The sequence below is a fragment of the Shewanella sp. 1311 genome (assembly GCF_059338235.1).
Genome location: NZ_CM181686.1, coordinates 1715902 through 1737799 on the forward strand (window position 1 = coordinate 1715902; position 21898 = coordinate 1737799).

17 protein-coding genes and 1 pseudogene are annotated in these 21898 nt (G+C 46.3%); 8 read left to right on the forward strand and 10 right to left on the reverse strand.

Translation table 11 applies throughout. From position 1 onward, the window contains the following. Positions 1-38: 38 nt before the first annotated feature. The 4 genes from AC5YB3_RS07790 to AC5YB3_RS07805 all read left to right on the forward strand — a co-directional run bounded on the left by AC5YB3_RS07790 (position 39) and on the right by AC5YB3_RS07805 (position 4546). Positions 39-1376, forward strand: coding sequence for a cysteine desulfurase (locus AC5YB3_RS07790; protein WP_494526893.1), 1338 nt, complete (start codon positions 39-41; stop codon positions 1374-1376). Between the two features lie 113 nt (positions 1377-1489). After that, positions 1490-1936: a SufE family protein gene (locus AC5YB3_RS07795; RefSeq protein WP_494526894.1), complete on the forward strand. Its 447-nt coding sequence runs from the start codon at positions 1490-1492 to the stop codon at positions 1934-1936. 187 nt (positions 1937-2123) lie between these two features. Next, positions 2124-3290 carry a membrane dipeptidase gene (locus AC5YB3_RS07800; protein ID WP_413494575.1) on the forward strand — a complete coding sequence of 389 codons (1167 nt, stop codon included), beginning with the start codon at positions 2124-2126 and terminating at the stop codon, positions 3288-3290. 83 nt (positions 3291-3373) lie between these two features. After that, a complete protein-coding gene (locus tag AC5YB3_RS07805; protein ID WP_494526895.1) occupies positions 3374-4546 on the forward strand; it encodes an AAA family ATPase in 1173 nt (390 codons plus the stop codon). 27 nt (positions 4547-4573) lie between these two features. Here AC5YB3_RS07805 and AC5YB3_RS07810 read toward each other — a convergent pair whose 3' ends face one another. Beyond that, the gene (locus AC5YB3_RS07810) at positions 4574-4891 is read right to left on the reverse strand and encodes a cupin domain-containing protein (RefSeq protein ID WP_494526896.1); all 318 of its coding nucleotides are present in this window, start codon (positions 4889-4891) and stop codon (positions 4574-4576) included. A gap of 180 nt (positions 4892-5071) precedes the next feature. Between AC5YB3_RS07810 and AC5YB3_RS07815 the strand changes: the two genes are divergently transcribed. Then, the gene (locus AC5YB3_RS07815) at positions 5072-7588 is read left to right on the forward strand and encodes a toxin-antitoxin system YwqK family antitoxin (protein WP_494526897.1); all 2517 of its coding nucleotides are present in this window, start codon (positions 5072-5074) and stop codon (positions 7586-7588) included. 3 nt (positions 7589-7591) lie between these two features. Here AC5YB3_RS07815 and AC5YB3_RS07820 read toward each other — a convergent pair whose 3' ends face one another. The 3 genes and pseudogenes from AC5YB3_RS07820 to AC5YB3_RS07830 all read right to left on the reverse strand — a co-directional run bounded on the left by AC5YB3_RS07820 (position 7592) and on the right by AC5YB3_RS07830 (position 10881). Next, entirely contained in the window at positions 7592-8359 is a 768-nt protein-coding gene (locus AC5YB3_RS07820) for a CPBP family intramembrane glutamic endopeptidase (RefSeq protein ID WP_014615380.1), read from the reverse strand. Positions 8360-8391: 32 nt separating this feature from the next. Continuing rightward, a pseudogene (locus tag AC5YB3_RS07825) lies at positions 8392-8766 on the reverse strand (PH domain-containing protein). A 198-nt stretch (positions 8767-8964) separates the two neighbouring features. Continuing rightward, a complete protein-coding gene (locus AC5YB3_RS07830; protein ID WP_494526898.1) occupies positions 8965-10881 on the reverse strand; it encodes a peptidase U32 family protein in 1917 nt (638 codons plus the stop codon). A gap of 216 nt (positions 10882-11097) precedes the next feature. On the opposite strand from AC5YB3_RS07830, the gene rluA reads away from it, so the two are divergent. The 3 genes from rluA (at position 11098) to AC5YB3_RS07845 (ending at position 16415) form a co-directional block, all read left to right on the forward strand. Beyond that, positions 11098-11775 carry a bifunctional tRNA pseudouridine(32) synthase/23S rRNA pseudouridine(746) synthase RluA gene (rluA, locus tag AC5YB3_RS07835; protein WP_494526899.1) on the forward strand — a complete coding sequence of 226 codons (678 nt, stop codon included), beginning with the start codon at positions 11098-11100 and terminating at the stop codon, positions 11773-11775. A 95-nt stretch (positions 11776-11870) separates the two neighbouring features. Beyond that, complete coding sequence (gene asnC / locus AC5YB3_RS07840; RefSeq protein ID WP_006080290.1) at positions 11871-12332, forward strand: transcriptional regulator AsnC; 462 nt, start codon at positions 11871-11873, stop codon at positions 12330-12332. Positions 12333-12536: 204 nt separating this feature from the next. Continuing rightward, positions 12537-16415 carry a S8 family serine peptidase gene (locus AC5YB3_RS07845; protein WP_494526900.1) on the forward strand — a complete coding sequence of 1293 codons (3879 nt, stop codon included), beginning with the start codon at positions 12537-12539 and terminating at the stop codon, positions 16413-16415. 66 nt (positions 16416-16481) lie between these two features. Here AC5YB3_RS07845 and AC5YB3_RS07850 read toward each other — a convergent pair whose 3' ends face one another. The 6 genes from AC5YB3_RS07850 to AC5YB3_RS07875 all read right to left on the reverse strand — a co-directional run bounded on the left by AC5YB3_RS07850 (position 16482) and on the right by AC5YB3_RS07875 (position 21806). Continuing rightward, entirely contained in the window at positions 16482-17252 is a 771-nt protein-coding gene (locus AC5YB3_RS07850; protein ID WP_006080287.1) for an ABC transporter permease, read from the reverse strand. Next, the gene (locus tag AC5YB3_RS07855; protein WP_006080286.1) at positions 17249-18187 is read right to left on the reverse strand and encodes an ABC transporter ATP-binding protein; all 939 of its coding nucleotides are present in this window, start codon (positions 18185-18187) and stop codon (positions 17249-17251) included. The genes AC5YB3_RS07850 and AC5YB3_RS07855 overlap by 4 nt, the downstream gene beginning before the upstream one ends. Positions 18188-18393: 206 nt before the next feature. Then, positions 18394-18924 (reverse strand): hypoxanthine phosphoribosyltransferase, encoded by a 531-nt coding sequence (hpt, locus tag AC5YB3_RS07860; protein ID WP_011845844.1) that lies wholly within the window; start codon positions 18922-18924, stop codon positions 18394-18396. 7 nt (positions 18925-18931) lie between these two features. Next, positions 18932-19591, reverse strand: a complete 660-nt coding sequence (locus tag AC5YB3_RS07865) for a flavin prenyltransferase UbiX (protein WP_006080284.1) — start codon at positions 19589-19591, stop codon at positions 18932-18934. A 1-nt stretch (position 19592) separates the two neighbouring features. Further along, positions 19593-20984, reverse strand: a complete 1392-nt coding sequence (gene mpl / locus AC5YB3_RS07870) for a UDP-N-acetylmuramate:L-alanyl-gamma-D-glutamyl-meso-diaminopimelate ligase (protein ID WP_494526901.1) — start codon at positions 20982-20984, stop codon at positions 19593-19595. Positions 20985-21182: 198 nt separating this feature from the next. Further along, complete coding sequence (locus tag AC5YB3_RS07875; RefSeq protein ID WP_494526902.1) at positions 21183-21806, reverse strand: hypothetical protein; 624 nt, start codon at positions 21804-21806, stop codon at positions 21183-21185. Positions 21807-21898: the final 92 nt, after the last annotated feature.

The window sequence follows — 21898 nt, forward strand, 5'->3', positions numbered from 1 at the left end:
AGATCCCTTGGCCTTTTTCATTGCCTTTAGCCTCATCTATGACTCAACCTGCATCGCCTACGCCAAATACTGTGACTCATACAGCGACGAATACTGTTGCCTCAAATCCTTCGGCAAGTGCCGCGCCTGATGCCACTGCGGTTCTTTGTTCATTAGAAGCGGAGCAGCGCAATGCTAAAATTAGGTCGCAATTCCCAGCGTTACATCAAATGCTTGATGGCTATCCCTTGTGTTATCTCGACACCGCAGCCACCAGCCAGAAACCGCAAATGGTGTTAGATGCCATGGCGCAGTTTTACGCTAACGACAATGCTAATGTACACCGCGCGGCGCACCAGTTATCGGCGCGATCGACCTTAAGTTATGAAAAAGTGCGCGATCAACTGCAGCTATTTTTAAAGGCCGAACGCCGCGAAGAAATCATCTTTACCCACGGCACCACAGAATCAATCAACTTAGTCGCCTTTGGACTCACTGCACACGTAAGCGCAGGTGATGTGATATTAATCGACGCCGCCGCCCACCACGCCAATATCGTACCTTGGCAGGAGCTGGCAAAACGCACGGGCGCTGTGATTAAGCCAATCCCTCTCGATCAAGCTTGCCGCTTAGATGTCAGCGCCTATAAAACCTTGCTCGAGTTAAAGCCAAAAATCGTCGCGCTTTGCCATGTTTCCAACGCCCTAGGCACAGTCAATCCCGTGGCTCAGTTAGTTCAGTTAGCGAAAGCCCAAGGTGCAATAACCTTAGTCGATGGTGCGCAGGCAGTGGCGCATTTAACGCTGGATGTGGCTGAAATCGATTGTGATTTTTACGTTTTTTCGGGGCATAAAATGTATGGCCCCACTGGCGTTGGCGTGCTTTACGGCCGTTTCGACGTGTTAGATAATCTCGCGCCATTATTAACTGGCGGTGAGATGATTAAACGCGTGAGTTTTGAGGCGACAGAATTTGGCAGCCTACCGAATCGCTTAGAAGCGGGCACACCGCCGATTGCCGAAGTCATAGGTTTAGGCGCGGCCATTACATTTTTACAAACCGAGCTCACACCGCAGGCTCAAGCTTATGAAGCTGAACTGGTTAACTATTTACAAAGCCAATTGCGCGCGCTCGGTGAAGTGCATTTATACGGCGCTTTTGATGACAATATCGGTGTCGTCGCCTTTAATCTTGCCGATGAACATCATCAAGATGTGGGGATTTTGCTGGACCAACAAGGGGTTGCCGTGCGCTGCGGCCATCATTGTGCCATGCCATTAATGCAGAGTTTGAATCTTAAGGGCTGTTGCCGCGCCTCTATCGGTATCTACAGCAATAAAGACGATATCGACCGTTTTGTTGCCGCGTTGGTCTCGGTAAAAGACTTGCTGCTGTGATCCAGTCTTTAGCCACTGAACCACGCGACTCATGTGCTCAAAATAAGTTACGTCCCAGATAAGTTACGCTCAAGACAAGTTACGCTCAAATAAGTGAGACAGGATTTAGCCCTATGACAGATTCAACTAGCCCTATGCCAAATGAGGCCGACTTTCACTATTCAGTGCAAGATGCCGAGACCTTGCTGGCGCGCTTTACCAAGGCAGCAAACTGGCAGGAAAGATATCGCCAAATTATGTTGTTAGGGAAAGACTTACCGAGTTTAAGCCCAGAACTTCGCGTCGAAGCCGCTCAGGTAAAAGGCTGTGAAAGTGATGCGTGGATTTATCATCTCGAACAGGCTGGGAAGCACTATTATTTAGCCGACAGCGATGCCCGCATTGTTAAGGGATTGATCGGATTATTGCTTGGCGCCTGCCATGGCAAAAGTCGCGCTGAGATCCAAGCATTTGATCCTACAGCTTACTTCAAACAATTGGGGTTAGAAGGTCAGCTCAGCCCATCACGCACCAACGGCCTTAATTCACTCGCAAAAGCTATGCTTGAAGCCACTCTATAGCTTCACGATAGCCACAGGCCAAGGGTTTTCATTTACTGCGACCAGCGATAATTGAAACCGCTTGGCAATAACAAATCATCACAACTCCAGCTCGGGGATAAAGGCCAAAAAAGGGATTTAATCAAAGACTTCTACGCCCTAAAAAGGTATAAAGAAGTTACATTTGAGTTATTGATAGGAACCGAGCATGCCCATCAAGGCAGTCAATCACCACCGTCGTACTCTTCTTAAAGGTCTTGGCGCAGCAACACTATTAAGTCCACTCGCCAGTATGCCAAGCTTTGCCGCCAAACCAAGGCGGATATATGTCGATGGTTTATCCTTCCTTCCCGATGACTTAAGTGATGTAACCGCCTCTAAACTCGATGCTTATATATGCGATATTTCGGCGATTGAGACCATAGAACAAGCCGATGGCACTCAAAACTACAAACGCACCTATAAAGCTTGCATGGAAAGCATTAAGCAGGCCGCTAAACGAGTGAGCGATCATCCCGATATTTTACTGCAAGGCCTGAGGGGGCGCGATATTCAACGTGCCCGCGACAGCCAACGCACTGCGGTGTTCTTTCAAATCCAAGGCGCAGATTGTGTCGAAGAAGACAGTGAAGCTAATCAGTGGGCACGGGTGGATGAATTCCATCAACAAGGGCTGCGCGTATTACAGCTCACCCACCACTATGGCAACACCTTCGCCGGCGGCGCCTTAGACAGTGATGCCAATGGCGGACTCAACAAGCCGCTCACCGCCCATGGACGCGAACTTATCGCCAAACTCAATCATGCCAATATCTTGGTCGATGTGAGTCACTCCAGCGCCCAAACCGCTTTAGATGTCGCTAAGATCACGAAGTCTCCCATAGTGCAGAGTCACGGTGCAGCGCGCGGCATAGTTAACCATGCCCGTTGTTCACCCGATGAAGTGATCCGCGCCATCGGCGATAGCGGCGGCGTATTCGGCGTATTTATGATGAGCTTCTGGCTCACCAATAATGCCGTGCCCACGATCGATGACTATATTCGCCAACTGGAATATGTGTCGCGTGTCGGCGGTGTGGATAGTGTGGCAATCGCCAACGACTTCCCACTGCGTGGCCAAGAAAACTTACTGGCTCTTGATAACAATAACGCCCAAGGCATTAAAGAATATCAAGAATGGTGGTACAGCCTGAGGGCAAAAGGCGTGCTAGGTTTTGATGCAGAGCCAAGGCATGTCGTGATCCCCGAGCTAAATCATATCGATCGCATGAGCCGTATCGACGATGCCTTAGCCAAGGCACGCTTTAAAGCCACCGACCGCGACCGCTTTATGGGTGGCAACTGGCAACGCGTGCTCAATAAAGTACTACTGTAAATAGCATTGTTTTATCGCCCTATTTAATTTACGTTGTCGATAAATTTACGGGCTTATCTGCTCGCTTCAGTCTTGGATATTCTATGCTGACCACACTCGCCATTTTCAATTATCGCTCTCTGCGTGAAATCGTCTTGCCCCTAGGGCAACTCAATTTGATCACAGGGGCAAATGGCAGTGGTAAATCGAATCTATACAAGGCGCTACGTTTACTGGCACAAACGGCACAAGGCGGCGTCGTCAACGCATTAGCCCAAGAAGGCGGACTCGACTCCAGCTTTTGGGCGGGGCCAGAAAACTTCACCAAAAGCATGTTAGCGGGCGACACAGCCATTGAAGCCACCGTCAGGCAAGCGCCAAAACGCTTAAAGCTCGGCTTTGCCGGCGAGGACTTTAGCTATCTTATTGAACTCGGTTTACCTGAACCCGACGCCACTACGCTGTTTGGCTTAGATCCACAAATCAAGCGCGAAGCCATTTGGAACGGACCTAAGTATCGCCCCTCTACAGTGTTAGTCGAGCGCCGTGGTCCTATGGTGAAAAGCCGCAGTGCTGATGGAAAAGGCTGGATAATCTTAGGCGCCCACCTGCAAACTGGCGACAGTATTTTTACCGAGCTTGCCGATCCCGAGCGCTGCCCAGAAGTGCTCAAGCTTCGCGACAGTATTCGCGCATGGCGCTTTTACGATCACTTCAGAACCGATGCCGAAGCCCCTGCACGGCGCCCACAATTAGGCACGGCCACACCAGTATTGCACCACGATGGCCGTGATTTAGCCTCGGCAATTCAAACCATTTTTGAGATTGGTGATAAAACCGCTTTCGATCATGCGGTCAGCGATGCGTTTCCCGGTGCTAAGGTTCGAATCGAGCCTCAAGAGGGCGGCATTTTAGTGCTCGCATTTCATCAGCATGGTTTATTAAGGCCACTCAATGCCAGTGAATTGTCGGACGGCACCCTGCGTTATTTGCTGTTAATCGCCGCCCTACTGACCCCAAGACCGCCAGAGCTTATGGTGTTAAATGAGCCAGAAACCAGTCTGCATCCAGATTTATTGCCCGCGCTGGCACGCTTAATTGCTAAGGTATCAGAGGAGTGTCAGCTGTGGGTGGTATCCCACGCCAATCGGCTTATCAATGCCTTAAGCCAATTTGAACACTGCAATACCTTGGCCTTAGACAAGACCTTAGGACAAACGCAGATCCAAGGCCAAGACTTGCTCAATACGCCCAGTTGGCTATGGCAGAATCGTTAGTCGGCGGTGTTAACGCGATTGCCCTCATCAATCGTAAAATACCGCGAGCCATAGGGTTTCTGAACTTTTAGAAGTCGAAGCGACGCGGTGTTTTTGATGGGGCACAATCGTTAAGTAATCACCCGGGGTTAACGTAACGGATTCACCTTGTTCAAATTCGAGCGTCGCCTCCCCTTTAAGTAACATCACCCATTCATGCTGAGTTTGATCGTACCATTGACCGTCGGGCGTAGCTTGCCCATTGGAAACGATGCGATCTATGGTCACAGTGTCATTACCCGCCAGTTTTTCAAACACTTCCACCGATAAATCAGTGGGTAATTTTGCAAAAAAGTTATCAAGCATTTTGTGTTTATTCCTCTGCTTTTATTCGCTCTCTCTGCTGATTAAACTGTATTTTTAACAATCAAACATTGAGAAACGAAACCATTAACCGCTATGATATGCGCACTGAAATACTCAAGGGCCATGAGTATCCATCAGATAAGCTTATTGTTTTACATATGGATATGGAGATTTCCCCCAATGTCGTTGTTTCGCGCACTAAAAGCCAAATTATTTCCCTCAAGCCAAACTAGCCGCGATCCAAAAGACATTCATCTTCAAACTGAACCACAAGCCCCCAGCCAAGCACAAGAGCAAACGCAGGAGCCGTTAGTCGCTGCGCCGCTATTCCAGCGTCACTTCAGCTTAAAAATCCATGCGACAAAGGCAGACGCTACCGCTTGTGAAGAAAATGCCAACCACGGCTTAACTCTCTATTACTACGATACGCCCCAAGTCATAGAACTCTTAGGCTGGGAAAATGCCAATGAATGCTGCGACTTTCACCAAGCCGAATTCGACCGCCTCGAAATCGGCAATCAATCCCCTTTTCCCGAGCAACACTTTTGGCTCGGCAAAGAAAAAGTCTGCAGTATCATCCCCAAAAAGAGCGACTTAGTAAAAGAGTTGTGGCAGGTTGAACTTAATAATCTAGAGGCTTTATTGATAAGCCACTTTACGCTCGATGCAGACAATATAGTACAAGGCGACATTCAAGATTACGCCAGTTTAACGGGCCAACTGCATCGCACTTACCATCAACTCCATTCTGAAGACGGCGCGGGTATGCTGAGAATTATCACCCAAAGCCCAGGACTCACCCAAGCCGTCGATTCAAATTACTTTGGCGAGCGTAATGGGATTTCGCGCCAATTCGACGCCCTAGGGACACTGCTTTTTGAAGGCCACTTTGTTAATGACCTACAACTCGGCAAACAAACATGGTACGACCATGAGGGCAAGAAAACGCAAAGTGAAGATCGCCACGCGAATGGCATGTATGTCACCCGTTATCATACGAATGGTAAAATAAGAGAAACCGCCGAACTCGACCGCAGTGGCAGCTATATCAACAACTTGGCGCGTTTTTACGAATCGGGAAATTTATGGCTTAACCGCCCTATGGTGGCGAATAAAATCCACGGCATTGAATATATGTACTACGAATGTGGCGCCCTACAAGCCGAAATTACTCATGAGCATGGCCATATAGTGCAAGAGTTTTGGTTTCACACCAATGGCTTGATCAAGCAAACTATCTTCATTAATGACATGGGTAAAAGCGTCGAAACCTTCTACGAAAGCGGTCATATCGCATGGCGAGAGCAGTTCAATGCTGAAGGTTTGATTGAAGGGGAGCGTAAAGAATGGCATCCAAATGGAAAGCTCGCCAAACAACTCAACTTCACTAACGGTATTGCCCACGGCGATCGAGAAAAGTGGTATGCCAATGGTCAGCTCGAAGAGAAAATCCCCTTCGAGAATGGCAAAGAACAAGGCACTGCCTATTGGTACCATGATAATGGCCAACTCGCCCTTGAGATCTACCTTGAAAAGGGACTTAGAGAAGGTCTGTTTAAAAGCTATTACCAAAGCGGCGTGCTTTCGGGAGAAGGCCAATACCAAAATAATCTCTCGGTAGCGCCCTTTATCGAATATTACGAAAACCAGCAAGTTCAAATGTATTTACCGCACACCCAAGGCAACCGTGACGGCACGGCTCGCTGGTTTTATGAAGATGGCACGATACGCACTATCTCAGAATATGAAGTGCGCGACGGCCAAGGCTACCTCAGAGAATCCAGCTTTTATAACAAAAAGGGGATCCTCGAATCCTATCAGAGCCACTCGAATACCCGCTGCGGCTATCATCTTGAGAATAATCAAAGGGAATACTATCAAGACGGTATTGCCGACACTCGCATCGAATACTACGAAGATGGCGCCATTCGCTGGTTACTCACCCGTACGCAAGGGGATTTATTTAGCTCTAAATCCTTATCACCTCAAGGTTTAATTTTAGAAACTGGCACAATCCAAATTACCGATGGCCGTTACCTCGATGTTGGCCATTGGCAGCGTTTTACGCCCCAGGGACAAGTGTATCGTGAAGTTTGGCTAGATGAAGAAGGCCAACTTATAGAAAGTCGTCACTACTTTGATGTTAATCAGCCTCTATCGACTCAAAATAATGACGAAGCAGAGTGGGATAACGCAGAGCCCCTTAATGATGGCTACGATTGTTGCGACATCAGTGACTATGATGAAAGCGAAGACGAGAGCGATGACTTTGATTATGATCGTGCTGATTGGGAAAATGACGGGCTAAACCAGCGTTCAGATAACCGTGAACATAGCGCTAGCCATAGTAGCAATAGCGCATATTTGTCCCGCAACAAGTATCACAGACTCAATGGCGATACCACAGCGAAACAAGCACAAACACAAGCCGCAGCGGATGTCGACACCAAAGAGCCGATATTGTCTTACCACTTAAAATTTGACGACGAAAGTAAGCTTTATTCAATGAAGCGCTATCATCCCAATAGCCATATTGCCGAAGAAGGTAATTTACAGATCCAAGGAGAAGAACAACTCTGGGTCGGTATCCACAATCAATACGACGAGCAAGGTAAGCTCAAACTCTCCGAAACCTACACTATGGCAGGAGAGCCGATAGAGCACACCACCAGCACGAATGCGATATTGTTGAACTAGGTGCTATAGCGGAACAAGCAGTGCACAAATAATCATGGTCACATGTGCGAGCATATGCGCTCCCATTGCACACTCTAAACCGTACTTCCAATATAGGTATCCAGCAATAAATCCAAAGCCTGCATTACCTAAAATAATGTACAGAACTAAGGGTATAGTGGCTTCTGAAGTTAAAGCAAAAGCGACCGGAAGATGCCCAACACCAAATATAATTCCAGAAAGAATAATAGCTAAAACATAATTATGCACCTTAATGTCAGCTCCCTTTCTTTGGGTAAGGCGATAACTACACCATACAAGAAATGACATCAATCCCCAGCGGATCAGGAGCTCTTCTGTAATGCCGCCGTACAATACTTTTGTATACCAAGGAGGTGCTAATTTTGCTCCTGCTTGAATAAAATCTGCAGGAAGATAACCCGATAGCATCCCCAGAAAAACAAGGATAAAGACCCCTCCGAGAACTCCACCCACTAAAGCAGGAATAAGCTGAGGCCTTAATGCTGTGTAAATACTATTTGAATGAACCATAGCCGAAATCACAGGAGCGGTTAATCCCACTTTTTTAGCAAAAATAGAACCCATAAAAACCATCAAAAGTAACATCAGCGACGACTGCGCTACCGAAATAATTTTCAGCAAAAATAAGGGCATGGGTAATTCCCCTTGCTGCATAGCTAAAATTTGTGAAACAAAAGGGATAACCGACATTATCCCTAAAAAACCAACAAAGAATAACGCTAGATTTAACCTCATAACTTTTACTTCCATGTATACGATCTCCGATTTACTCTGCTAAAAAACTAAAGTGCAAAAGTGGCGATAGTCTTTTGAATACCGACGACATCCGTGCCACGCTTGAGTTCTTTGACTAAAGGTTCGCTCTGGCCTGAGATCCAGATTTTGAGCTCAGCATCTAAATCAAAATGGCCAGTGGTTTCCACTTCAAAATGGGTAATGGATTTATACGGTATGGAATGGTAGGTGACCTTCTTGCCAGTAAGCCCCTGCTTATCAATTAAGATCAAACGTTTATTGGTGAAAATAAACAAATCGCGGATCACTTTGTAGGCGAGTTTTAATTCTTCTTGAATGCCCATAATAGGCCTTAATTCTTCGGCTAATTACTGTAAATCAACCTCAGCAGCATTACCGAGTAAACCGTCTAACAGTCCCATTTTAACATCCCTTATTATTGATATTATTTTCAATAAGATATCTGCTGATAACCGAATGTGCAATATTGGGCTTTGATGAAAATATGGGAGTAGCTATGGTGAGGATAACATAGATATAGGTAGACAAATTAAGCGCGCGGATGCAGGCTGAATGGGTGTGAGGAGCATTACACTCTGCAATGCTCCAAATGACAGATGTTAAAGGTGTTTCTGGCCTCGCACTTGACGGTTTTCACCGACCACCATCATTTCGCATTTAGGACAGTCAAAGACCAGCTTGAGCACATCGTTACCGATTTCAAGCACCATAGGATCGGCCTTGATGCCTGGTACTTCCTTCGGACACAAATTAAAGTTAAAGCGCAGACAATGCTTAGTGATCATCAATGGCACGTCTTCGGTGACGCCATTTTTCTCATAGGTGTCTTGGATCTCAATTACGCCGTGGCGTTGATAAAAATCCTTGGCCTTTTCGTTGGCAACGTTGCCTAAGTAACTCAAATGCTTGACGGGATAGACTGCATCTTGATTATGCTTCCACGGCAGTGGACGCACATAGCCTTGCACACGAGCAGCCTCTAAGGCGGCCACACCATCACGGCGCAGACCATTGAGTACAGACGCTGGCAAGAACCAAGCTTGGGCCGTATCGATACTAATGCTACGGGCAACAAAGTCAGTACTGCCGAGCTTACCCAGCTGAGTACGGGTATTTTGTAGGGTTTTGTCGACATCTGTCGCAGGTGTCTTCTCGACCGTTAAATTGACTGTGGCTGTAAGGCCATAGATATCCGTCAAGGTCAGCGCCAGTCCGTCTTCGGTGTCGCTCAACCGTAAATCGACGCCGATAATCCGTTTAGAAGATTCTTTCGATAACAGGGCTTCGAAGGCTTGGTTATGGTTACGGTACAAAGTCATGCCGACTTTTAAATCCTTTGGTACCTGCAATATATGCAGTTTTAACCCTTCGGCACGGTTAACCCGCAGGCCTTGCAGCTTGTCATCGGATTGTTTAGCCATGGCAAAATTCGCAGGGAAAAACGCTAAGCCATCGCCGTTATTAAACTCATGGGTTGAGCTCACTTGGATAAAGTCTTTGCCTATACTGACCACTTTGCCGACTTCTTCACCGATATATTTTGGCGAGCGGAAATCTTTAATGCCTTGGCTACGTTCGTTAACAAAGTAATCTGTGCTGCCACGGTTAAAAGTCTTTTCAGGATCGGGGATAAAAGTATGTTCACAACGGCCGTGGGACGAAGCCTTAAACTCAGGGCGACGCGCCATAATCGCATCCAACTTTTGGCGATAATGCGCGGTGACGTTTTTAACGTAACTTAAATCTTTTAAGCGACCTTCAATCTTAAACGAGCGAATGCCCGCGTCGATGAGCGCTTCGAGGTTTTCGGTTTGGTTATTGTCTTTTAAAGACAATAAGTGTTCATTCTGCGCTAACACATCGCCTTGACGGGTTTTAAGATTGCCCGGCAAGCGGCACATTTGCGAGCATTCGCCGCGGTTAGCACTGCGGTTACTAAAGGAATGACTCAAGTTACACAAACCACTGTAAGCCACACACAGAGCGCCGTGGATAAAGAATTCGAGCTGCATATTCGTATGTGCGGCCACATCACGGATTTGGCTCAAGCCTAATTCGCGGGCGAGCACCACCTGTGAAAAACCAACTTGCTCTAAGAATGCCACTTTTTCTGGGCTGCGATTATCCATTTGGGTACTGGCATGCAGGGCAATCGGCGGTAAATTGAGCTGCAATACGCCCATGTCCTGCACAATCAGCGCATCGGCACCGGCTTCGTACAATTGCCAAATGAGTTTTTCGGCGTCGGCCAGTTCGTTATCCATCAAAATGGTATTGAGGGCGACGAATACCTGAGCATGATATTGATGAGCATAAGTACAGAGTCGCGCGATATCTTCAACACTGTTACCTGCCGTTGCCCGCGCACCAAATGCGGGCCCCCCTATGTATACCGCATCGGCACCATGGCGTATGGCTTCAATACCGTAGTCAGCATTTTTTGCAGGCGCCAATAACTCAAGGCGGTTATGGACGTGAGAAAGATTCTCGGGAGTGTATATCTCTGGCTGGCTCATGGCTTCAAAGGCTCAACAGGGTCATTAACAAAAAAGAGCGTAATTATAGCAAGAACTCAAATCCAGCTCTATCAGCAAATCATCAACTAATGCGCTTTACTTCAGCGCTTTAGTTATCTCAGAAAAGTTCATGCCACAGGCAATCTTTGGGCGTCGCACTTGCACCCTCAAGCCTAGCAGAGTATCTTTGCGGCGCATTGACGAATAGGCCTCATTATGACTGATTTTATTTACCAACCACCGACAACTCCTTGGCTCGATATTCTTTATCAAGATAAAGACATTATCGTCATAAACAAACCTTCGGGATTGTTGTCTGTGCCCGGTCGCGATCCAGCCCATTACGACAGTGTCTATGCTCGGGTAAAAGCTGAACATCCCCATAGCCAAATCGTCCACCGCCTCGATATGGCCACCTCAGGCGTGATCGTTGTCGCCCTTATTCGTAGCGCCGAGCGTGAGTTAAAACGTCAGTTCCACGATAGAGAAACCAGCAAGACCTACTTTGCAAGGGTCGCTGGACATGTCAAAAATGATACGGGTAGTGTTGATTATCCGCTGATCTGCGACTGGCCGAATCGCCCCAAACAGAAAGTCGATCATCTTGTGGGCAAACCGTCTTTGACTCACTACCAAGTAATAAGTCGTGCCAAACGCTCGACGCTGGTGAAACTCACGCCAATCACAGGCCGCTCACACCAATTACGGGTACATATGATGGCGCTCGGTCATCCGATCTTAGGCGATGGTTTTTATGCCGACCCATTAGCCAAATCCTTAGCCCCTCGCCTATTACTGCATGCAGCAGAACTCACCATCAAACATCCCTACACGGATGTCAGTATGACTTTTAGCGCAGAAGTACCTTTTTGTGAGCCTTTGGGCGAACAATGATCACTAAAATCAACTAAGACGGGCAAAATCGGTAGCAATTCCCCATAAAAAAACGTAACTTTATGACAATTCATTACGTTATAGAGAGTTTATTTATGGATACCGCATTTCAGCGCGATCAACTCGATAATCATATCCTCGAAGCCCTAATGCAGGATGCTCGTACGCCCTTTGCCGAACTCGCTAAACGCTTTAGCGTTAGCGCTGGCACTATCCATGTTCGGGTAGAAAAAATGAAGCAAGCGGGGATAATCACAGGCGCGCAGATCACAGTAAATCCTAAAGCCTTAGGTTATGACGTCTGCTGTTTTATCGGTATCAATCTTAAAAGTGCTGGCGATTATCCTGCCGCCATAGCCAAACTCAACGCACTCGAAGAAGTCGTCGAAGCCTATTACACCACAGGTAACTACAGTATTTTCGTAAAGGTAATGTGCCAATCCATCGATGGTTTACAGCACGTACTCATCAATCGCATTCAATCGATTGATGAAATCCAGTCAACAGAAACCTTAATCAGCCTACAAAATCCAATAGTCAGAGCGGTTAAGCCTTAGGCTACAAAACAGCAAGCACAAACAAACGGAACTACGCATGGCAAAGTGTGATTAACATCTTTTTAACCGCGAAAGTGTTAACCATACGGTATTTTTGTGTTACAACTTCATTGCTGACATCAAAGAGTGCAGCAAAAACTATAACAATTCAGCTACAAGCACATCAATAAAGTGCTGAAAGCATTAATTGACAAGGAAGAAGTTGTGAAGACAAAACTATCGATCGCGATCTCCGCTGCACTACTATCAAGCGCAGCTATTGCTAACAGTGAATTTACTTTTAAACCCTACTCACCCGAGATCACATCTCACGATAAATTTAGCAAACCTAATGTGGCGACAACAAATTTAGGTGCACCGCAACGTTTTATTGTTGAAATGGAATCTCCTGCACTCGCTAAATACCAAGGTGGTATTGGCTCATTTGCGGCGACAGCTTCAGCAAAAGAAGGTCAAAAAATTAACGTACAGTCAGCTGAAGTAAAAAACTACGCCAATCATCTTACAAAAGAGCAAAACAATTTTGCTTCTGCTCTAGCTAAAACAGTACCTAATGCCAAAGTTGAACGCCATTTCCAAACTTTATTTAATGGTGTCACTGTTGTTGGTCAGGGATTAACAGCTGAAAAACTGGCTCAAATGCCAGGTGTTAAATCAGTCTATCCAGAAACCATGTATGAAATTAGCATGGATGCATCACATCAAATTATTAATACGCAAGCGATGTGGGATGCTGTATCAGGAATGGAAAATGCCGGAAAAGGCGTTAAAGTCGCAGTAATTGATGGTGGTATTCGTCCTGAAAACCCCATGTTTGCTGACGCTGGCTTTACTGCACCAAGTGGGAATTTACCATCGGATGACTATTGCTCGACTGTTGATGCATCTTTCTGTAATAACAAACTGATCGTTGCGCGTTGGTCACAACCTACCTTCCCTGTTTGCGCTGATGAATATATGAGCCCACTCGGTTTTGGTGGTCATGGTACTCACGTAGCAGGAACGGCTGTTGGTAATAAAGTATCAACAACCTTCAAAGAAATTCCGGTTGAGTTATCAGGTGTTGCTCCAGCTGCTTACCTAATGGTTTATAAAGCTCTGTATAGTAAAGCTGACTGTACTGGTGGTAGTGGTTCCAACATTATGTTGATGGAAGCCCTCGAACATGCAGTGAATGATGGCGCAGATGTAATCAACAACTCTTGGGGTGGTGGCGCAGGTGGCGACCCAGCCAGCAGCCCATACAAAACAATGTTTGAAGCTGCAGAAGCTGCGGGTGTTGTTGTCGTTACGGCTGCGGGTAATGATGGTAATGGCCCTCAAACTATTGGCTGTCCAGCTTGTATTGAATCAGGAATTACCGTTGCTAACACTACAACTGGGCGTTTTTTTGCGAATAGCTTTAATGCAGGTGGTGATGATTTACTTGCTATACCAAGTTCTGATGCAGTCCTTTCAGAAGATATTACCGCTCCAGTTATTGCCGCCGTTAATTTAGACGCTGAAAATGCCAATGGTTGTGATGCCTTTGCTGCTGATTCGTTCAAAGATGGTATTGCATTGATTTCTCGTGGAACATGTAACTTTTCATTAAAAGCAACAAACGCAAAAGCTGCAGGCGCTAAAGCCCTTGTTGTTTATAACAATGCGGCAGGCGCACCGACTACTATGTCTATGCCTGGTGAGCCATTCCCAGCTGTAATGATTACGAAAGATGCAGGTTTAGCCGTAATTGAAGCTATGGGAGATACCGTAACAACAGGCACCATAGTTGCAAAAACTAAACGTATCATGGTTTCTGAACTTGCTGATAATCTAAATAGCACCAGTTCACGCGGTCCCGATGGCAACCAAAATATCCTTAAACCGGATATCGCGGCACCTGGTACCAACATTCTGTCAGCCTTTTCTCCTGATGATGGTGGTGAAGACTTCAATATGATCTCTGGCACCAGTATGGCAAGCCCCCATGTTGCAGGTGCTGCAGCCCTAATGAGCCAATTGCACCCAGAGTGGAGTGCAAATGATATTAAAACCGCTCTTACCTCTACAGCCAAGTTTGAAGGTATTCTCGATGATGATGCGGTAACTCCAGCAACTCCTTTTGACATGGGCGCAGGTCGGATGGATTTAGATGCTGCAGCTAAGGCAGTATTAACCTTTGACAAACCTTCAATAGCTTCAGACTCTTGCGTTGGTCCATGTACCTTCACTCGAACTGTCTATAACAAAAGCGATGCAACAACATCTTGGAGCTTATCAACCTCATCCGATAGCACAGGAATCACAGTATCCCCCTCTACCTTAGAACTTGCTGCAGGAGCTTCAGCCACGTTTACTGTAACCGTTGACTCAACTTTCGCTACGTATGGTGAGTGGATCTTCGGTAACGTATTGATAAACAGCACTGAAGGATTACAAAATGCTCACTTACCTCTAGCAGTTTTGGCTAAAGAGTCAAGTAACGCATCATTAATCTCCACTCAGACGACAAAAACAGACATTACAGCAAGTGATGTAATCCCATTGGTCGCTACTGTAAATAATAACGTATTTGCAAATACAGTTACTGTAACAGCACAAGCACCTAAAGGAACTAAGCTAACCTCAAAAGATGATGTTAAAGTCACTTTAGCGGGTGCGACACAAAATGGATTGCAGGTAAATGAAGATTTAGGCTTAGTGACATGGGTAGGCCAACTAAATTTACCTAAAATGGCCACTACAAAAGGTGCTCAGAGATTCCCAAGTATTGTAGATTTAGGTGTAACACCTGTTACATGCCCTGACGGCTGTGATGAACAAGCCTTTACTTTTACAGTTCCTAGCTTTAAATACAACGGTGTGAGCTACAGTAAAATAACAATTTCAGATAATGGATTAGCTATTGTTGGTGGCGGAAGCGCAAGTGGTACTTTTGCAAATAAACAATTACCAGATGGCAGTAACCCAAATAATATTTTGGCCCCCTTCTGGTCAGATTTCGACCTATCCGATAAGTCTGTCGGCGATACTGGCGGTGGTGACTTAGCAGTTGGTGTATTCACAGATGGCGCTGGGGTGAAGTGGCTAGCATTAGAGTGGAATAAAGGCCAACTCTATGGCGACACATCAGGTACATCTTATACATTCAGTATTTGGATTAGGACCGGTGATACTGAAGAGGTTGTCTTTAACTATATCGATATTCCAAATATGCCTGCAAGCATCACTATTGGTGCAGAGAACGTAGGCGGAACCATTGGGACGACTTATAACTTTAATGGTACTGGTGGCAGTATTGCTACTGGTGATGCATTAACGTTAAAAAATACAACTGCTGGAAATGTAACAATTAACTACGATGTTACAGCTACGTCACTCAATGTTGGACAAGCTGATGCAATAGAAACCAATGAGGAAACTTTAGTATCTATAGATGTCTTAAAAAATGACATCAAGCCAGATATGAAGGTTGCTCGTGTATCAATTACAGGTGATGGCATTACGGCAAATGCCCAACGCATTATTGATGTCATGCCAAAAGGAGCATTAGGCAGCTTAGCTATTGTACAAGCACCTACACACGGCACTGCTGTCATCAATTCAACGGGTGGAATTGATTACACACCTGCTGAGAATTACTTTGGTCCAGATATGCTTAGCTATACATCAGCAGACGAAGATGGCAATACTGGCGCTGCAGCAATTGTTACAATTGACGTAAAAAATGTGAATGACGCACCAACAGTCGCTCCAGTCGGTTCAACGGGTGTTGAAGGTTCTGTGTTAACAGCAAAAGCTAATGGCGCAGATATAGATCAAGATGCCTTGACTTATACCTGGACTCAGACAAGTGGAACTCCAGTGACTTTCACAAACGGTGGAGAGATTATAAGTTTCACGGCACCTAGTGGAGCACAAGATCTGGTCTTCACTGTAACAGCATCTGATGGAGAATTAGAAAGTGTGCCTGGTACAGTGACTGTTAAAGTAACTGCCAAACCAACGCCTCCTCCAGTTAAAAAAGATGATGGCGGTGCACTTGGTTGGTTAACTGTATTGTTGTTACCTCTGGCGGCAATGCGTCGTCGTATGAAGTAACGAGAAGTTAAACAGTAAAAAGGGAGCCTTAATGGCTCCCTTTTTTAATATGCTCAATAAATATGTTTACGAACGTAACCCTATTCCGCGCGAGACTAAGTAATACGCTAAGGTCCACAGGGCGACGCAGAAACCGATCATAATGGCGATGGACAATGGCACGCTGATGTCGGCGAAGCCTAAAAAGCCATAGCGGAACACGTTGATCATATAGACCACAGGGTTGAGTGCCGACACGCCTTGCCAGAAAGGGGGCAAGAGTGACAGGGAATAAAATACCCCGCCAAGGTAAGTTAATGGGGTAAGTACAAAAGTGGGGATGATACTGATATCGTCGAAACTTTTTGCAAAAACAGCGTTAATCAAACCACCTAAGGAGAATAGCACTGAGGTTAAAAACACTGTCATTACCACTAAACCGGCATGATGCAAGCTAATGTCGACGAAGAACATGGCCACAAGCGTCACTATTAGGCCGACACACAAACCGCGCGCCACACCGCCACCAACATAGCCAGCAATCAACACATAATGGGGCACAGGTGCCACCATCAGCTCTTCTAAATTACGCTGAAACTTAGCACTGTAGAATGAGCTCGCCACGTTCGAGTAAGAGTTAGTGATCACCGACATCATGATCAAACCCGGGGCGATAAACTCCATATAAGATACGCCGCCCATCTCTCCAATTCGGCTGCCGACTAAGTTACCAAAAATCAAAAAATACAAGGTCATGGTAATCGCAGGCGGCACTAAAGTCTGGATCCAAATTCGCGTAAAACGATTGATTTCTTTGCTTAAGATGCTTTTAAAGGCGATAAAGTAGAGCTGGTTCATGCAGAGACTCCCTGAGTTTTCTTCACGAGTTCGACGAAGAGTTCTTCTAAGCGATTAGACTTGTTACGCATCGATAGCACTTCTATATTAGCCGCACTTAATTGGCTAAAGACATCGTTGAGATTTTGCTCTTTAACCACATCCACCTCTAAGGTATGAGAGTCAGTTAAGCGACAAGTCATACCATCGAGTACCGGTGCCGTTGCTGTATCGTGACGCAGATCGAGAATAAACGTCTCCATATTCAGCTTACTGAGCAGCGCCTTCATGCTAGTGCATTCCACTAAAATGCCTTTGTCGATAATGCCGATATTACGGCAAAGCATTTCAGCCTCTTCAAGGTAATGGGTGGTCAGGATGATCGTCACGCCTTGCTGATTAATTTGTTTGAGGAACTCCCACATAGAGCGACGCAGTTCAATATCTACGCCTGCGGTAGGCTCATCTAAAATCAACAGCTTAGGTTCGTGCATCAGAGCGCGGGCGATCATTAACCGTCGCTTCATGCCGCCGGATAATTCCCGCGATTGGCTATTACGTTTTTCCCACAAATCCAGTTGGCTTAAGTATTTTTTGGCGCGCTCAAGGGCAACAGGCTTAGGCACACCATAGTAACCCGCTTGATTCACCACGATTTGCAGTACGGTTTCAAACTGGTTGAAGTTAAACTCTTGCGGCACTAGACCAATACAAAGCTTGGCGTGTTCTAGCTGCTTATCGATATCATAATCAAAGACTTTGACCGAACCTGAACTCTTCTGCACTAAGGAGCTAATAATACCAATCGTGGTGGATTTACCCGCACCATTGGGGCCGAGCAAGGCAAAGAAATCCCCTTGATTGACGGTGAGGCTGATGCCTTTGACCGCTTCGACGCCGCCTTTATAGGTTTTTTTAAGCCCTTCGAGTACCAGAGCATGGGTAATATTCGCCATATTTGTACCGTTCCTTACACATTAGAAAGTAATAAGATGGTGCTAAAAAACACAATTACAATGATGGGTTGCAGAACTAAAGCAAAAAATTAGCTAATCGATTGAAAAACCAATCTTTAATGGTTCAATTATTTATACTATTTTTTATATAACCGTAAAAAGCAAAACTCCCGCCTGTTGCGGGAGTTTTAAACGGTATCGGACACTTAATCGAGTGGCACGACTTTCGCGATGTAAGGTAGATTGCGATATTGCTCTGCATAATCAATACCATAACCCACGATAAACTCATCAGGGATAGTGAAACCGATAAAATCGACCTTCACATCCACTTCACGACGTTCAGGTTTATCCAGCAGGGTGCACAGTGCAAGGCTCTTAGGCTCGCGCAGTAACAGCATCTCGCGCACTTTGCTTAAAGTGTTACCTGAGTCAATCAAGTCTTCCACAATCAATACATCGCGACCGGCGATATCTGATTGCACATCTTTCAGCACTTTCACATCCCGTGAGCTGGTCATAGCATTGCCATAACTGGAAACCGACATAAAATCGATTTCAACATGGCCTTTAATTCGGCGACACAGGTCAGCCATAAAGACCACTGAGCCTTTTAACAAGCCTACCATCAGCAGACGTTCGCTGTGGGCATAATGGGCATTGATTAGCTCGGCCATTTGATCCAATTTCTGGCTTATCTCTTCCGCAGAGATCATCACTTCGGTGGTGTGTTTCATATAAGTCTCAATTGTCGAGGTCGCGGTTAGACTGTTTGTCATAACCCCAGCGACTCGTTAATGCATGGTCAACGCCCAAATGATCGAGAATTCGAGCGACCATGAAGTCTACCAGATCTTCAACCGATTTGGGATTGTGATAAAAACCGGGGGCGGCGGGCATAATGGTCGCGCCGAGGCGAGAAAGGCTCAACATATGCTCTAAGTGTATGGCACTAAAAGGAGTTTCCCTCGGCACTAGGATAAGTTGGCCGCGCTCTTTAATCACCACATCGGCGGCGCGTTCGAGTAAATTATTACTCATTCCTGTAGCCACTGCCGCTAACGTCCCCGTCGAGCAAGGGCAAATCACCATTTGTTTAGGTGCGGCGCTGCCCGATGCGGGCGGTGAAAACCACTCATCTTTGCCTAACACCACTAACTCGCCAGTGATAATCACGCCTTTTTCGTGCAGCAAAGCCAACAGCTGGGCATGGGCTTTGTCGCTGTTGGCGCTTAACTGCAAACCGTGTTCAGTCGCTAATACTACGCGAGCGGCACTGGAAATCATCAAAAACACTTGATAACCCGATACCAACAGACACTCGAGCAACTTAAGGCCATAGGGGGCGCCCGAGGCGCCCGTCCAAGCTAAGCTAATTGCCTTTGTCGACTTTGTGTAGCTCATCTTAAACCAACTCTACAGTTGAACGCTGCTCTAATGCGGCCAGCAGCTTCTTATGTAACCCGCCAAAACCGCCATTACTCATAACCACTATGGTGTCGCCCGCTTTGGCCGTTGCCGTTACTTTGGCGACCACATCATCAATTTGATGTAACACAGTCACAGGGATCACCGCCACTTCCATGGCTTCTTTCATATTCCAGTCGATGGTATCGGCTTGATATAAAAAGGCTTCGTCGGCTTGCATCATAGAAAAAGCTAAAGTGTCTTTATGGACACCGCTCTTCATGGTATTTGAGCGCGGCTCGAGTACCACAGTAATCTTGCTCTGACCGACCTTAGCCCGCATGCCTTTTAACGTGGTCGCAATCGCCGTTGGATGGTGGGCAAAGTCGTCGTAAACGCTCACGCCGTTAACGGTTCCGAGTAATTCGAGTCGACGTTTAGGTGGCATAAACTTAGCTAAGGCTTCAATTGCAGCACTCGGCTTAACGCCCACGTGACGCGCAGCAGCAATGGCCATCATGGCGTTTTCAATATTGTGCTGACCAATCAAATCCCATTCGAGAATGCCTTGGGACTCACCATCAAAAAACACTTCAAAGCGATGGCAATCATCACTTAAGGCTTTGCCATACCAACCGTTGGCAGATTCGGCTAAATGATAGGTTTCTTGCTCGCTCCAGCAACCCATATCAATCGTCTGCTTAACAGCATGGGAATCGGCGGGCCAAACGATCTTTCCTTCGCCAGGTACAGTGCGAACTAAATGATTAAACTGTTTTTGAATCGCGGCCAGATCGGCAAAAATATCGGCATGATCGAACTCAAGATTGTTGATCACTAAGGTACGTGGATGATAATGCACGAATTTCGAACGTTTATCGAAGAAGGCACTGTCGTATTCATCGGCCTCAACCACAAAAAAAGCCGTCTTGCCTAAACGCGCCGACACACCAAAGTTTTGCGGTACGCCACCGATTAAGAACCCAGGCTCATAACCGCAATCATCTAAAATCCAAGCTAACATACTAGAAGTCGAGGTTTTACCGTGAGTACCAGACACTGCCAGTACCCAACGCTCAGGCAAAATATGATCGGCTAAAAACTGCGGGCCAGAGGTATAAGGGATGCCAATGTTCAACACGGCTTCCACGCAAGGATTACCACGGCTCATGGCATTACCAATGACAACTAAGTCAGGATAATGCCCTGCTTCACCCAGCTGGCTGGGATCAAAACCTTGAATAAGCTCAATGCCTTGGTCCTCTAGTTGCGTGCTCATTGGAGGATAGACATTGGCATCCGAGCCCGTCACTCTGTGCCCTTTTGCCCTAGCCAATAACGCTAGACCACCCATGAAGGTTCCACAAATTCCTAAAATATGTACGTGCATACCGCTCGCTCTGATGTTTTGAATTCAATGCCATTCTAATCCATCGGGCGACAGATTGGCAGGTAACAATCGGGGAAAAGCACTGCAATCGCAAATGACAGTTTTTAAATCCGTGGATTTCACATTCGAGTTGCAGAACTGAGATTTTTAGATAACAGGAAAACTAACACAAGGCCGAAAACTGTTGCAATGCAGGTACTAACGTAAGTCTCGATAGAGTTGAGCGTGCTGGCTACGGTGACGACTAAATAAGAATTGACGTAACGCTTCACGTTCTTCGGTTTCGGCCTGAAACTTAACAAAGGCCAAACCTTTCTCACTACGGATAGGCTCAATATCGATACGTAAAGTCTCGCCATTAGGCAATTGTAATTGCAGCTCTTTACTGCCTAGCAATTGCTTAAATTGCTGCTGTGATTTAGCGCGAATAGCCATACCAGAACTGGATAACGAGACAACAGACCATTGCTCACCTTGGTCGTGGTCGAATATCCACACGTCATCGGCTTGGGTTAACCGCCAACTGCGTTCCACTCCCGAGGCATCGAGCACTTCAGGCACACCTAAAGTAGGTTGAAACTGTCCAAAGTCATCCACTTTCATCAGTAGCGGAAACCAGAGTTTATAGGGCCCGACTTCGGCCAATAACGTGAGTTTTGCCTTACCCAAAATCGAAGCGATAACTTGCGGCACTTCAGTTGTGACTGTGAGTACATGATTGACTAGGGGATCGTTGGTCAAGGCAGTGCCCACACGAGTCGGCGAAAAAAGTTCACTAAAACAAGCAAGCTCCTCCGCGGATAATCGAGGTTCATCCATCATGATAAGTCCTCCCAAGTTAAATGCCTTCCCCCAAAAAGTACCACCAAAGTATGATGTTGTACATTTTTACACCAAAATACTGGCAAAAAAGG